This window comes from Stagnihabitans sp. (assembly GCF_964946895.1).
Genome location: NZ_CBBQHX010000003.1, coordinates 108,558 through 123,067, shown reverse-complemented (window position 1 = coordinate 123,067; position 14,510 = coordinate 108,558). Strand labels below are relative to the sequence as shown.

At 66.5% G+C, this 14,510-nt stretch carries 11 protein-coding genes; 5 read left to right on the top strand and 6 right to left on the bottom strand.

Annotated features, from left to right (window positions below):
* Positions 1-168: 168 nt before the first annotated feature.
* The 3 genes from AC1Y2B_RS02910 to AC1Y2B_RS02900 are packed head-to-tail and all read right to left on the bottom strand — an operon-like array spanning position 169 to position 4,576.
* Positions 169-885, bottom strand: coding sequence for an alanyl-tRNA editing protein (locus AC1Y2B_RS02910; protein ID WP_482251553.1), 717 nt, complete (start codon positions 883-885; stop codon positions 169-171).
* Positions 882-3,527 (bottom strand): DUF3772 domain-containing protein, encoded by a 2,646-nt coding sequence (locus AC1Y2B_RS02905; protein ID WP_482251552.1) that lies wholly within the window; start codon positions 3,525-3,527, stop codon positions 882-884. The genes AC1Y2B_RS02910 and AC1Y2B_RS02905 overlap by 4 nt, the downstream gene beginning before the upstream one ends.
* A 14-nt stretch (positions 3,528-3,541) precedes the next feature.
* Positions 3,542-4,576 (bottom strand): cysteine synthase A, encoded by a 1,035-nt coding sequence (locus tag AC1Y2B_RS02900; protein WP_482251551.1) that lies wholly within the window; start codon positions 4,574-4,576, stop codon positions 3,542-3,544.
* Between the two features lie 479 nt (positions 4,577-5,055).
* On the opposite strand from AC1Y2B_RS02900, the gene AC1Y2B_RS02895 reads away from it, so the two are divergent.
* A complete protein-coding gene (locus AC1Y2B_RS02895; RefSeq protein ID WP_482251550.1) occupies positions 5,056-5,652 on the top strand; it encodes a 50S ribosomal protein L25/general stress protein Ctc in 597 nt (198 codons plus the stop codon).
* A gap of 130 nt (positions 5,653-5,782) precedes the next feature.
* A complete protein-coding gene (gene pth / locus AC1Y2B_RS02890) occupies positions 5,783-6,481 on the top strand; it encodes an aminoacyl-tRNA hydrolase (RefSeq protein ID WP_482251549.1) in 699 nt (232 codons plus the stop codon).
* Between the two features lie 240 nt (positions 6,482-6,721).
* On the opposite strand, the gene AC1Y2B_RS02885 is transcribed toward pth, so the two are convergent.
* The 3 genes from AC1Y2B_RS02885 to AC1Y2B_RS02875 are packed head-to-tail and all read right to left on the bottom strand — an operon-like array spanning position 6,722 to position 9,520.
* Positions 6,722-7,717 carry a YcjF family protein gene (locus AC1Y2B_RS02885; protein ID WP_482251548.1) on the bottom strand — a complete coding sequence of 332 codons (996 nt, stop codon included), beginning with the start codon at positions 7,715-7,717 and terminating at the stop codon, positions 6,722-6,724.
* Positions 7,701-8,135 carry a GNAT family N-acetyltransferase gene (locus tag AC1Y2B_RS02880; protein ID WP_482251547.1) on the bottom strand — a complete coding sequence of 145 codons (435 nt, stop codon included), beginning with the start codon at positions 8,133-8,135 and terminating at the stop codon, positions 7,701-7,703. Before AC1Y2B_RS02880 ends, AC1Y2B_RS02885 begins: the two co-directional genes overlap by 17 nt.
* Positions 8,132-9,520 (bottom strand): YcjX family GTP-binding protein, encoded by a 1,389-nt coding sequence (locus tag AC1Y2B_RS02875; protein ID WP_482251546.1) that lies wholly within the window; start codon positions 9,518-9,520, stop codon positions 8,132-8,134. The genes AC1Y2B_RS02880 and AC1Y2B_RS02875 overlap by 4 nt, the downstream gene beginning before the upstream one ends.
* A gap of 202 nt (positions 9,521-9,722) precedes the next feature.
* Here AC1Y2B_RS02875 and truA point away from each other — a divergent pair, with 202 nt between their 5' ends.
* The 3 genes from truA (at position 9,723) to acs (ending at position 14,478) form a co-directional block, all read left to right on the top strand.
* Positions 9,723-10,493 carry a tRNA pseudouridine(38-40) synthase TruA gene (gene truA / locus AC1Y2B_RS02870; protein ID WP_482251545.1) on the top strand — a complete coding sequence of 257 codons (771 nt, stop codon included), beginning with the start codon at positions 9,723-9,725 and terminating at the stop codon, positions 10,491-10,493.
* A gap of 112 nt (positions 10,494-10,605) precedes the next feature.
* The gene (locus tag AC1Y2B_RS02865; protein ID WP_482251544.1) at positions 10,606-12,240 is read left to right on the top strand and encodes a SulP family inorganic anion transporter; all 1,635 of its coding nucleotides are present in this window, start codon (positions 10,606-10,608) and stop codon (positions 12,238-12,240) included.
* A gap of 279 nt (positions 12,241-12,519) precedes the next feature.
* Entirely contained in the window at positions 12,520-14,478 is a 1,959-nt protein-coding gene (gene acs, locus AC1Y2B_RS02860) for an acetate--CoA ligase (RefSeq protein WP_482251543.1), read from the top strand.
* The last annotated feature ends 32 nt before the right edge of the window (positions 14,479-14,510 follow it).

Here is a 14,510-nt window from a genome sequence, read left to right as displayed (position 1 = left end):
GCAGCTCCGGGCCAATGAGGTTTCGACGGGTTCAGGTCGCGCAGCCCAGCCCCGGCTATGCTTTCGGTCCGGATCGCGTCACGACGAGGGCAGAGGCCAGCCGTCAGGGCTGCCATGCCGCAGGATCAGGCGGCCGCGCCACAGGCCCGCATCACGCGCCGGCGCGCCCTAGACCAGCTCCAGCGTGACGCGGCGGTTCTGGCGGCCCTTCTTCTCGATCTTGCCGATTTCAACCCGCCCGATCTCGCCGGTGCGGGCCACGTGGGTTCCGCCGCAGGGTTGCAGGTCGATCTGGCCCGCCCCCTCGCCGATGCGGATCAGGCGCACCCGGCCCTGCCCCATCGGCGGACGCACCGACATCGTCTTCACAAGGCCCGGATTGGCCTCCAATTCGGCATCGGTGATCCAGTCTTCCGTCACCTTGAGGTCGCGGTCGACCAGCCGGTTGAGCGCCACCAGCCATGCCGCGACATCGGCGGGCGCCTCGGGCATGTCGAAATCCAGCCGCCCGCGCTCGGGTCCGATCTGGCCGCCGGTCACCGGCAGCGGGATCACGACCGACAGAAGATGCAGCGCGGTGTGAACGCGCATCAGGCGATAGCGGCGGTCCCAGTCGATGCGCTGCAGCAGCGGGGTGCCCACCGGTGGCATGGCCCGCGCTTCGGCCGGCACCAGCGCCACGCCACCGCCCTCGACCTTCACCGCCGTGGCGATCTGCAACTGGCCACCCTGCCATTCGATCATGCCACTGTCGCCGGGCTGCCCCCCCCCCGTCGGATAAAACACCGAGGCCGAGACCACGATGCCCCCCTCTGGCGTATGGGCGGTGACCGTGGCCTCGGCCTCGGTCAGATAGCTGTCGGCACGGAACAGAAGCTGGGTCATGGGGCGAAGGGGTCCTTGGGGGCGGCAGGCGGAACTGGGGCCGTCAGACGGCGGGCGGCATCGGGCAAGGGCGCGCCCAAAATTGCCTCGACGGCGGCGATATTGGCCGCTTCTTCGGCCACGGCATCGGCCTCAACGGCGGCATCATTGGCGAGGCGCTGCAGATAGTCGCGGTGCGCCGCGGTGAAGGGAATCTTTTCGGCGGCAAAGCGGGTGGCGATCTGGTGGTTGATCTCGGTCCGCACCTCGACCTGAAAGTTCACGTCGCGCAGGATGACGCGGATTTCGAACTGCATCACCTCGCCGACAAAGCCCATGAAGGCCACCAGCGGCGGCGGCGACAGCAAGACCAAGGGCTGGGCCTCGGCAATCTCGCGCAGGATTTTCGCCACGCGGCGGCTGTCCTCGGTATAGGGCACGCCGACCACCACGATCAGCCGTCCGGTCAGGCTGAACCTTGTCCAGTTGGTGACCCGGCCCGAGATCAGGTCAGAGTTCGGCACGATCACATCAGACCGGTCAAAGGTCTGGATGCGGGTCGAGCGCACGGAAATGGACGCCACAATCCCCTGCACCGGTCCCACCTCGATCCAGTCGCCCTCCGACACCGGGCGTTCGATCAGCAGGATGATGCCGGACACGAAGTTCGACACGATGGTCTGCAAACCAAAACCGATGCCGACCGACAGAGCGCCAGCAACGATCGCCAGCCCGGACAGGTCGATCCCGGTGGAGTTGATGGCGACCAGTGCCGAAATCAGGATGCCGACATAGCCAAGGCCTGAGACGATCGCGTTCTGCCCGCCCTGGTCCAGACTGGTGCGCGGCAGGATCGAGCTTTTCAAGGCGCCCTGAAACAGCCGGGTCAGCGACAGGCCAATGGCGAAGATGACGGCGAAGAACAGGAAATCGGTGGGCGAGATCCGCGTCTGCCCCAGTTGATAGCCTTCCTGAAACCGCGTCCACAACTCGGTCAGGTCCGACGTGCGCGCGCCCCAGATCAGCGCCACCACAGGCAGCGTGGCCAAGGCCAGACCGAAGCTGATCAGCACCGGGGCCAGCGCGTCCTGATCGGTCTCGGTCCGCATGACCAGCGCGTAGACATCGCCCACCAGCCGCTGCACCAGATACAGCATCGCGGCCAGACCCAGCGTCATTGCCGCCGGAAAGATCACCGCAGACGCCGCCGAGATATAGCCGACGGCCGCCAGCACCGGACCCACCAGCCCGAAAATGATCACGCCGCGCGCCAGCAGGGACACCAGCCTTGCGCGGTAATTGGCCCGGCCCTCGTCCCCCTCGCCCGCATAGGCGTGGCGCATCAACTGGCCCAAGCGCACCAACAGCAGCGCGCCAATCAGGATGATCGGCAGGCTCAGAACCGAGGTGGCGGCATCCGTCACCTCGATTTCCGCCATCGCCACCCGCCGCAGCAAGGCCACAGCCAACAGCACCCCGAAAGACGAGGTCAGAAACCGCCCCTCGGCCCGCCGGTCGGGGGCCAGATCCATGATCGCGCCGGCCGTGTCATTGACCGGAAAGACCCGAACGCCCAGCCAGACGGCGGCAAACAGCGTCAGCCCGATCTGGCCAAGGGACCCGGCAATCTGCAACCCCACGGGCCCCAGCATCGACGACAGCTTCAACGCCTCGGCCAGTGCGATAAAGCCCAGCACCGGCACGAAGATCACCGCCAGCGACGCGACAAAATTCCAGATCCGCCGCCCCCGCGCGCTGGCGGGGCCGTGCAACATCAACAACAGCCGCTCGGTCCAGTCGCGGCCACGCCACAGGATGGCTACGGCAAAGACCAGCAACGGCAGGATCAGCAGCAGATTGTCGAAGAACTTGGCCCGCGCCAGCGAGTCCAGCGCCCGGGTCGAGGTCTCATCCCACAGCGTCATCGCGGTCTGGGTCAGCGCGGCCAGCGCGTCGCTCCAGTTGCCGGGATAAAGCGGATTGGGCCACAGCTTCAAAAGCTCGTCGGCCTGACGTTCGCGCATGACCCGGTCGATCTCGCGGATCAGGCCATCGGCACGCCGATAGGCCTCGTCCGCCGCAATGCCGGGGGCCTGCAGGCGGCCCATCTGCGCACCAAGTTCCGCCCGGCGCGAGGCGATTTCCGGCTCTTCGGTGGTGCCATCGGCGGGCACCGGACCCAGCGCCGCGATCTGGTCCTTCAGCGTGGAAATCCGGGCAGAGTTCGCACTTTGCGCGCCCAGCAACTGCTCGCGCCAGCGCGTCAGTTCAACCCGCAGGTTTTCCAGCGCCTGATTGGTCAGGCTGGTGTTGGTGATGGCGGCCTCGGCCCGCGTGGCCATCCGTTCCCAGCCCTGATAGTCCAAGGCCCCGCTGCTGGCCCCCCCGCTGGCCACCGGCTTCGGCTTGGCCCCGCCCTGCGGCGCAAAGCCGCCCGAGGTGGGGGCATTGGTCGCATCCGGCGTCGTGGTCTGGTCGGTGGCCTGCGGCGCGCGCTGTTTTTGGGGAACCAGCGCCCCGGAACTGTCGGCCTGCACCTTGACGGCAGGCTGTCCCGGCGCCGCCCCGCCCGAGACGGCGCCGCTGTCCTGCGCCAGAACCGGCGCGGCCAGCAGCACGGCCAGCACGCCGCCGGCCAAAGCCCTGGCCAGATGGCGTCTCATCTGGCCGGGCCCTGTCATGCGTCCTCAAACACCGTCGGAATGTTCGACGGCGCCCGGTCCAGCCATTTCGGCACCGGCAGGCCCTTTTCCTTCAGGAAGGTCGGGTTGTAGAGCTTGCTTTGATAGCGGTTGCCATAATCGCACAGGATGGTGACGATCGTCTTGCCCGGCCCCATCTCAAGCCCCATGCGGATCGCGCCGGCAATGTTGATGCCCGAACTGCCGCCAAGGCAGATCCCCTCATCCTCCAGCATCTCGAAGACCAGAGGCAGCGCCTCGGCATCCGGAATGCGGTAGCTGTAATCCGGCGTGAAGCCTTCCAGATTGGCGGTGATCCGCCCCTGCCCGATGCCTTCGGTGATCGAGGTGCCGGGGCTTTCGAACTTGCCGGTGGTATAGAAGGCATGCAGCGCCGCACCTTCGGGATCGGCCAGACCGATCTTCACGCCCTTGGGCTGCAATGCCATGCCGACACCCGCCAGCGTCCCGCCCGAACCCACGGCGCAGATGAAACCGTCGACCTTGCCACCGGTCTGGTCCCAGATCTCGGGGCCAGTCGTCTCGATATGGGACTGGCGGTTGGCCACGTTGTCAAACTGGTTGGCCCAGATTGCGCCATTGGGTTCGGTCCGCGCCAAGGCCTCGGCCAGACGGCCCGAATAGCGGACATAGTTGTTGGGGTTGCGATAGGGAACGGCCGGCACCTGCACCAGTTCGGCCCCGGCCAGCCGCAGCATGTCTTTCTTTTCCTGAGATTGCGTCTCGGGAATGACGATGACGGTGCGGAACCCCATGCTGGCACCCACCAGCGCCAGGCCAATCCCGGTGTTGCCCGCCGTGCCTTCGACAATGGTGCCACCCGGCTTCAACAGGCCCTTGGCCACGGCGTCCTTGATGATGTAAAGCGCAGCCCGGTCCTTGACCGACTGGCCCGGGTTGAGGAATTCACATTTGCCAAGGATGGTGCATCCGGTCAGCTCCGACGCCCGCTTGAGCTTTAGAAGCGGCGTGTTGCCAATCGTGTCAGCCAGATCGCTATGGATGCGCATGGAAGTCCCCTCAATCCTTGTCCCCTGTTGTGTAGCCACGCCTTGGGCGAAACTCAAGCAAGCGTGGCCATTTGTTGCCGGCCCCGGATCCAAAGGCGCGCGCAAGGCGCGCAAGGCTTTTGTCTCGCCTCTGGCGTGCCGCCAACCGGCTCGGGTCAAGACGCTGGGCGGGGCGTCATTGGCAAGGCGCAAGGGCACAGGTTCTGCCCTTGCGCCTTGCCAATGGCGCGCAACGGGGTCAGCCTCAGGGGATCGCAGGCCCGCTGCGCTGCGACCGGGATCGCACGACGCCGCAAGACCGTCGATTCGCAGCCGCCGGTGCCTTTGCCACCGATGCGACGCCTCTGGGCGGGATCAGACCTGCGCAACCACGGGCAAAGGCCGCCATTGCCCCTTCCCATCCCGCGCGTTCCCCGCTATAGCGCCCCGGTCGCGCCATGCACCCTTGGAGGATGGCGGACTATAACAGGAGAATACCTATGGCACGCCAGATCAATGATCTGAACGTCGAGGTCCGTGCGGGGACAGGCAAGGGGGCCGCCCGCCAAGCTCGCCGTGATGGACTGGTACCGGGAATCGTTTATGGCAACGGCCAAGAGCCGATTGCGATCAACGTCGGGTACAACTACCTTGTGAAACACCTCAGAGCCGGTCGCTTCCTGCAGACCCTGTTCAACCTGAAGGTTCCGGGCCATGACGACGTGCACGTCGTCTGCCGTGGCGTTCAGCGCGATGTGGTCCGCGATCTGCCGACCCACGTGGATTTCATGCGCCTGAACGATGCCTCGCGCATCGAACTGCACATCCATGTGACCTTCATCAACCACGATGCTGCCCCGGGCCTCAAGCGCGGCGGCACGCTGACCGTGGTGCATCCGGAAATCAACCTTGAAGTGCTCGCGGGCGATATCCCCGATCACGTCACCGTCGATCTGACCGGCAAGAACATCGGCGACGTCATCCACCTCAGCGACATCATCCTGCCCGAAGGCGCCAAGCCGATCGTGGAGAAGAACTTCGTGGTCGCCAACATCGCGGCTCCGGCCGGTCTGGTGTCGGCGGAAGCCGAAGCCTGATCGCTTCAGGATTGATCGTGACAACGGGCGGCAATTCATTGCCGCCCGCTTTCTTTTGGCTAAACTGGCTTCGGCCAGACTGGCCTTGGCTAAACTGGCACCCAGCGCAGCCCGCATCGGCAGGGGACACATGAAACTCTTCGTTGGTCTGGGCAATCCGGGGCCCGAATATGCCGGGCACCGCCACAACATCGGCTTCATGGCGCTGGACCGCATCGCCGCCGACCATGGCTTCGGCCCCTGGCGGAAGGCCTTTCACGGGCTGGTGTCCGAGGGCCGACTGGCGGGCGACAAGGTCATCCTGCTCAAGCCCGACACCTTCATGAACAACTCCGGCCAAGCGGTGCAGGCCGCGGTGACCTTTCACAAGCTGCCGCTGGCCGATGTCGTGGTCTTCCATGACGAGTTGGATCTGGCCCCCGGCAAGCTGCGCCACAAGCTGGCGGGCGGACATGCCGGGCATAATGGCCTGCGCTCGATCCACGGTCATCTGGGTGAGGCCTATGCACGCGTGCGCCTTGGCATCGGCCATCCCGGCCACAAGGACGCCGTCGCGGGCTATGTGCTGCACGACTTCGCCAAGGCCGATCGCGACTGGCTGGAACCGCTCCTGCAAGGCCTTTCGGACGGGGCCGAGGATCTGGCGCGCGGCGACGAGGCCAAGTTCATGAACACCGTCGCCCTGCGCACCACACCACAGCGCAAGCCCCCCCGCGAGGCGCCCGAAACGGGACGGCCCGCGCCGGTCAAAGTTCAGGCCCCGGTGGAAGAACCCACGCCAAGCCCTTTGTCTGCCTTGCAAAAACTGGCGCAGAAATTTCGCAGCTGATGGCAAGGCACGGCCGCTTTGCCGCTCCTGCCTCTTCCCAGCCGGTCGCCCTTTGACGCCGGCGGGGGCCGTCTGCCCCCGTGCCCCCGAGAGTATTTGCCAAGGAGCAAGCGCAAGAAAAGGGCCCTTTTCCCTTGCACCGTGCCAAATACGCTGCGGCAGTTCGCCGGGCGCCGCCCGCGGGGGGGCGCTACGGGTCCCCCCGGCCGCAGCCGGAAGGGACAATCCGCCCCCATGTCCTCAAGCGCCATCCTTGGCGCCGAACAGGCCCGCCAAGGCGCGGCTTACCGTGGCCGACACCCCCGGCCGCTCCACCGCGACAAAGGGCAAGGGCCGGCAGATCTCCATCGCGGCCACCCCCACCCGCGTTGTCAGCGCGCCATTGACCACGCCCTCGCCAAAGCGCCTTGACAGCCGGGACAGGATGCCGCCCCCGGCAAAGGACCCCAGCAGATCATCGGTCAGCGCCACCGCCCCGGTGGCCACCAGCGACAGGAACACCCGCCGCAACAGGCGCCACGAGCCCAGCGACCCTGCCCGTCCGCCATAGATCTCGGCCACCCGGCGGATCATCCGCAGGTTTGACACCAGCGCCGTCGCCACATCCGCCAGCGCCAGCGGGATCAGCGCCGTCACCGTCGCCACCTGCCGCGCGGCCGCCTCCACCTCGGCCTTGGCAAGGTCATCGAGGGGCAGGATCAGTTCGACCTCTGCCAGCCGCAACAGCGCGTCGGCGTCCAGCACCTCGCCCTGTCGTTCGGCCAGCCGCGCCCGCGCCCAGGCCATCGGCTCGCGCTTGGCATAAAGCGCCTCCAGCCGCCCCAGCACAGCGCGCGCCGCCGCCAGATCGCCCGCCTCGGCCGCATGGATCGCCTGCAGCCGGATGCTGTCCAGCCGCGACAGGCGCAAGAAGGCCAGCACCTCTCCTGCCACCAGCACCAGAACGATCCCCAAAGCCAGCACCAGCAGCACGGTTGCCAAGCCGCCCAGCCAGGGATTGGCGGCAAAAAGCCCGGCGACAAAGTTCCACGCCGCCACCGTCAGCACCAGCGAGAACAGACTGCCGAACACCCATCCCGCAAAGCGCGTGAACGCCGAGGCGCGGCGCGAGGCCAGACGCCGCACACCCTCCATCGCGCGCCCCTGCGGCGTCTCGATGAAGCTTTCGGGCGAAACGTCGCCCTCGACCTCGATCAGCGCCGGGCCTTTCAGCTTGTCTTCAGGATGCAGCGCCATCGCGTCTCCATTCCAGCCTGACATCGGGCAGGCCCTCGTCATTGTCGCCATCGGTGCGGCCAACCTCGACAAAGCCCAGCGCGGCATAAAATGCCCGCGCCGCATGATTGGCCTCAAAGGCCCAAAGCCGCAGCACAGGTTCCTCAGCCATGGCCTCTGCCATCAACGCCCGACCGTAGCCTTTCCGCCGGGCCTGCGGTGCCAGATACAGCGCATCGACCTCCGCCCCCTGCCGTGACAGGAACCCCAAGGCGGGCCGCCCGATCACCCGCAGGGTCGACAGGCGGAAAAGTTCGCCCAGGAACCCCAAATCCTGCGCCCGCGTGTGCCGTTTCGGCAGCCAGGACGTATCGCGGCACCAATCGCCCAGGATCTCGGCCAGCCTGGGCAGATCGCTGTCTTCGGCGGCGCGGATCACAGCCGGTCTCCGATCAGAAACTCCGCCGCCCGGTCCAGCCGGATATGCGGCGGCCCCTCCCCCGGCTTGCGCATCGCCCGCGACGGCGCAAAGCCCATCAGCGCGAAATCCGCGTCCAGCCAGGTCTCGGCCCCGTCCCGCGCCGGGGCCAGGATGCGGCCGGGATCGCCCGGCAATTCCCCGGCATACATCGCCACCACCCGGCCATCCGCCAACCGCCCGCGCACCGCGTCCAGCGTCTCGCCCACGCGTGTGATCTCTTCCTCTACCGTCGTGCGCAGGCTGGCCAGCGACAGGGCCATTGTCTCGGCCCCGGCGAAATCGGCCCGCGCCTTGGCATCGCGCAGCAGCGCCCCGGTGATCGCCGTCAAGGCGGCATGCTGACGGTGGTGCAGATGGTCCGCCTTGGTCGCGGCAAACAGGATCCGCTCCACCCGCCGCCCGCCCAGGATCCAGTCCAGCCAGCCATTCTGCCCGGGCCGAAACGCCGCCAGCACCTCGGCCATGGTGCGCCGCAGGTCTTCCACCGCGCGCGGCCCCTGATGGATCGCGCCCAGCACATCGACCAGCACCACCTGCCGGTCGATCCGGGCAAAGTGATCCTTGAAGAAGGGCCGCACCACCTGCGCCTTGTAGGCCTCGAACCGCACCTGCATCTCGGCGTAAAGACTGCCGCGCCCCGCCGTCGCGGGCCGGGGCAACGGCGCAAAGGTCAGCACCGGAGACCCCGCAAGATCGCCCGGCAGCAAGAACCGCCCCGGCGTGCAATCGGCCCAGCCCGCCGCCCGCGCCGCCTCCAGATAGCCGGTGAAGCTGGCCGCCAAGGCCATGGCTTTGGGCTCGTCCAGCGCCAAAGCGCCATCCTCGGCCCGCGCCAGGGCCATGAACGCCGCCGCCTCCGCCCGCTTGGCAATCCGGCCCAGCACGCCTTCCGCCCAATCCTCGTAAGACTTGTCCAGAAGCGAGAGGTCCAAGAGCCACTCGCCCGGATAATCGACGATATCAACATGCAGCACCCTTGGCCCGGTCAGGCCGCCCAGAAACCCGCGCCCCCGGACCCGAAAGCTCAGCCGCAACTCGCTCACCGCCCGCGTCGACTGCGGCCAGCGCGGCGTATCGCCGGTCATCGCCGCCAGATGATCTTCAAAGGCAAAGCGCGGCAGCGTCATGTCAGGCTGCGGCTGCAGATAGACCGCCTCGATCCGGTCGCGCGCGGTCAGTTGCGGCATCCGCCCCCGCTCCAGCAAATTCGCCACCAGATTGGTGATGAACACCGTCTTGCCCGCCCGGCTCAAGCCCGTCACCCCCAGCCGGATCACCGGAGCGGGCAAGGCCAAGGCCTCAAGCCCGCGCCACAGATCGTCTGCCAGATCGGAAACACTCACACCGCAGCCCCCTCACCCTCTGCCCCCTACATAGGCACGCCGGCCCACAATGACAGCCCCCGGTTGCGAAACCGCCGCCAAGCGACTAAACCGCCGCCATCACCTTCATTCAGGCCCAAATATCCCACGGGGGCGCGGGGGTGTGAAACCCCCGCTCTTGAGACGCTTCGGGGGGCGTGAAACCCCCGGCTTGGACCAGCATATGCCCCGCTTTGCCCTGAAGATCGAATACGACGGCACCCCGTTCAACGGCTGGCAGCGCCAATCCCTCGGCCAGCCCACCGTGCAGCACACGATCGAAGAGGCGCTGGCGCGGCTGGAGCCCGGCCCCCACACCATCGCCGCCGCCGGCCGCACCGACACCGGGGTGCATGGCACCGGCCAGGTCGCCCACATCGACCTGCACAAGGACTGGGACCCCTTCCGCCTGTCGCAGGCCCTGAACTACCACCTGCGCGAGGCCCCGGTGGCCGTCGTCGCCTGCGCGCGGGTGCCCGATGCGTTCCACGCCCGCTTTTCCGCGATCGAGCGGCGTTACCTCTACCGCATCCTGTGCCGCCGCGCCGGGCCCGTGCTGGACAAGGGCCGGGTCTGGCATGTGCTGCCGGGGCTTGACGCCCAGGCCATGCAGGACGGTGCCAATCACCTGATCGGGCATCACGATTTCACCACCTTCCGCTCCTCGCTCTGTCAGGCCAACAGCCCGGTGAAGACGATGGACGAGGTGACCGTGACCGAACTTGCCACCCCCTCGGGCCGCGAGATCCAGATCCGCCTGCGCGCAAGATCCTTCCTGCACAATCAGGTGCGCTCCATCGTTGGCTCGCTGGCCCTCGTTGGCGCGGGCAGTTGGCCGGCCCAGCGCATCGCCACCGCCTTGGCCGCCCGCAGCCGCGCCGCCTGCGGCCCGGTCGCCCCGCCGCAAGGGCTTTACTTGACACAGGTCAGGTATCCGGATGATCCTTTCGTCTAAGGATTGATCCAGACCCTTGCACCTGACGCATTCCGCTGCCCGTTCTTTGCTGGACACCCGCAGGATTGTCCTGTGCCCATGACCGGAGCCCCGGAGACGGGGGCAACCTAGAATGACCGAACTGCGTTCGTTGCGTTCCACACAAAGCCAGGCGCTGGAATTCCTTCCCAAGATCGTCACCGTCCTGCGCGAGGGCTACCGCTGGTCCGACCTGCGCGCCGATGCCATGGCGGGCCTGTCGGTCGCCATCGTGGCGCTGCCCCTGTCGATGGCCATCGCCATCGCCTCGGGCGTCGGGCCGGAACGCGGGTTGTTCACTGCCATCATCGGCGGCTTTCTTGTCTCGCTGCTGGGCGGATCGCGCTATCAGATCGGCGGGCCGGCCGGGGCCTTCATCGTCGGTGTCTCGGCCTGCGTATCGCAGATCGGGGTGCCGGGGCTGATGGTGGCCACCTTCCTGTCGGGCTTCATCCTGATGGCCGCCGGGGCGCTGAAGCTGGGCAACTACATCAAATTCCTGCCCTATCCGGTGACGATCGGCTTCACCTCGGGCATCGCGGTGATCATCTTCACCAGCCAGATCAAAGAGCTTCTGGGCCTGACCCTGACGGTGCCCGAACCGCCCGCCGTGCTGGACAAGCTGGCTGTCCTGTGGGCCGCGCGCGACACCCTGACGCCGGCGGCCATCGGCGTGGCCACGCTGACCATCGTCGCGCTGCCGGTCATCAAGCAATGGCGGCCGCATTGGCCCAACATGCTGATCGCCGTCGTGGGCCTCAGCCTGATCGTCCGGGCCATCGGCCTGCCGATCGAACTGGTGGGTGACCGTTTCGGCACCCTGCCGCGCTTTCTGCCCGCCCCGGCCCTGCCTGACCTGTCGCTCCCGATGATCCGCGCCGCCCTGCCCTTCGCCCTGCAGTTCAGCCTCTTGGGCGCCATCACCGGGCTTTTGTCGGCGCAGGTCGCCGATGGCCTGTCGGGCAACCGCCACCGCCCCGCGATTGAACTGTTTGCCGAGGGCGCCGCCAATATCGTCGTCGCGCTGTTCGGCGGCATCTACACCACCGGCGCCGTGGCGCGCACCGTCACCAACCACAGCGCCGGGGCCAAGGGGCCGGTGGCCGGCATGCTGCATGCGGTCATCGTTCTGGGCTTCATGATGCTGCTGGCGCCGCTGGTCAGCTTCGTGCCCATGGCCGTCTTCGCCGGCCTTCTCAGCGTGGTGGCCTGGAACATGGCCGCGCGGTCGCAGTTCGTGATGCTGGTCAAGACCTCGCACAGCGATGCTGTGGTCGTCGTGGTCACCTTCCTTCTGGTCGTCTTGCGCGACCTGACCGAGGGCATCGTGGTGGGCTTCGCGCTGGCCGGATTGGTCTTCCTGCAGCGCATGTCGCAAAGCTCGGTCGTCCACACCCACGAAGAGGAAGACCGCGCCGACCGCGTCGTGGTCCGCCTGTCCGGCCCCTATTTCTTCGGGGCCGCCGCCCAGACCGGGGCCGTGCTGGACCAGATCGCCGAGCACCCGCGCCATTTCGTGCTGGACCTGACCGCGCTCGACTATGTCGACAGCTCTGGCGCCCGCGCGCTGGACCTTTTGGCGCTGCGCACCAAGCGCAAGGGCGGTCAGATGGTGCTGTTGGGCGTGCGCCCGCTGCAGCGGCGGATTCTGGAAAAAGCCGGGCTGGAACCGCCGCTGGTGCGCTATATTGCGACGCTTGAGGCGCTGGATACGCCAGAGCCGTCCTGAAGATTCCGTGGGGCAAAGTGTCGCGGCCTGTCGCAGACCAGCATTCTGTTAGCGCCACCAGAATTTCGTGATCCCGAAATTGTCGTGCGCAGGCAGAAGCTTACCCCGCGCAGCGCCCTGCGGCAAATCGACGTTTGCCAGACTGTATGCCGTCGTATACTTGAAAAGAAATTGTAGCTTTTGAAAACCCAAAGCTGCGATAGACTTGAACCAGCGAACAGGACGACTAGGGGCAGCCGCCGGGGACAAGGGGCGGCGCTTCTGAAAGGGAGGGATACCATGCCGGATCGTGCACCGACGGTTTACACCGCAACTGCTGACTTTACATCTCAGGCCCATGTCACGCCGGCCGGCTATGCCGCGCGGTACGAGGCCTCGATGACCGACCCCGAGACGTTCTGGGGCGTCGAAGGCCGCCGGATCGACTGGATCAAGCCCTATACCCGGGTCAAGAACACCTCGTTCAAACTGGGCGAAGTTTCGATCAAGTGGTTCGAGGATGGCACGACCAACGTGTCCGCCAACTGCATCGACCGCCACATGGTCAAGCGCGCCACCCAGACCGCCATCATCTGGGAGCCGGATGATCCGAAAGCCCCGTCGCGCCACATCACCTATGCCGAGCTTCTGGAACAGACCTGCCGCATGGCCAACGTCCTGCGCGCCCATGGCGTGGTCAAGGGTGACCGCGTCGTTCTGTACATGCCGATGATCCCGGAAGCGGCCTACGCCATGCTGGCCTGCACCCGGATCGGCGCCATCCATTCCATCGTCTTCGGCGGCTTCTCGCCCGACGCGCTGGCCAACCGGATCAACGATTCGGAAGCCAAGGTCGTCATCACCGCAGACTTCGGCCCCCGCGCCGGCAAGCGTACGCCCCTGAAAGCCAACACCGACCAGGCCTTGCTGCACTGCAAGGACAACGTGCAATGCCTTGTGGTCAAGCACACCAGCGATGAAACCCACTGGACCCATGGCCGCGACTTCGACCTCAAGGCCGAGATGGCCGACGCCTCGCCCTACTGCCCCTATGCCGAGATGGGTGCCGAAGACCCGCTGTTCATCCTCTACACCTCTGGCTCCACCGGCAAGCCCAAGGGCGTTGTCCACACCACCGGCGGCTATCTGGTCTATGCGGCCATGACGCATGAGATGACCTTCGACTACCATGACGGCGATGTCTTCTGGTGCACCGCCGACGTGGGTTGGGTCACCGGCCACAGCTACATCGTCTACGGCCCCTTGGCCAATGGCGCCACGACCGTGATGTTCGAAGGCGTCCCCACCTTCCCCGACGCCGGCCGCTTCTGGGAGGTGATTGCAAAACACAAGGTCACCCAGTTCTACACCGCCCCCACCGCGATCCGCAGCCTGATGGCGATGGGCACCGAATGGGTCGAAAAGCACGACCTGTCGTCCCTGCGCCTCTTGGGCTCGGTCGGTGAGCCGATCAACCCGGAAGCGTGGAACTGGTATTTCAAGAACATCGGCAAGGGCAACTGCCCCATCGTCGACACCTTCTGGCAGACCGAAACCGGCGGCCACATCATCACCCCCCTGCCGGGTGCCGTGCCGCAAAAGCCGGGTTCCGCCACCAAACCCTTCTTCGGCATCAAGCCCGAGGTGCTGGACCCCGCCAACGGCCATGTCCTGCCCGAAACCGCGACCGAAGGCGTGCTGTGCATCGCCGACAGCTGGCCGGGCCAGATGCGCACGCTCTGGGGCGACCACAAGCGGTTCGAGGAGGCCTATTTCGCGCAATACCCCGGCTACTACTTCACCGGCGACGGCTGCCGCCGCGATGCGGATGGCTATTACTGGATCACCGGCCGCGTCGATGACGTGCTGAACGTCTCGGGCCACCGCCTTGGCACCGCCGAAGTGGAAAGCGCGCTGGTCGCCCACCCGAAAGTGGCCGAAAGCGCCGTGGTCGGCTACCCGCATGACATCAAGGGTCAGGGCATCTACGCCTATGTCACCCTGATGAAGGGGATCGAACCGTCCGAAGAACTCCGCAAGGACCTCGTCAAATGGGTCCGCACCGAGATTGGCCCGATCGCCACACCGGACTTGATCCAGTGGGCACCGGGCCTGCCCAAGACGCGTTCCGGCAAGATCATGCGCCGCATCCTGCGCAAGATCGCCGAAAACGACTTTGCCGCCTTGGGCGACACCTCGACGCTGGCAGACCCCGCCGTCGTCGATGACCTGATCGAAAATCGCATGAACCGGGCCTGATCCCTGCGGGATCGGCATCGGCACGAAGATCC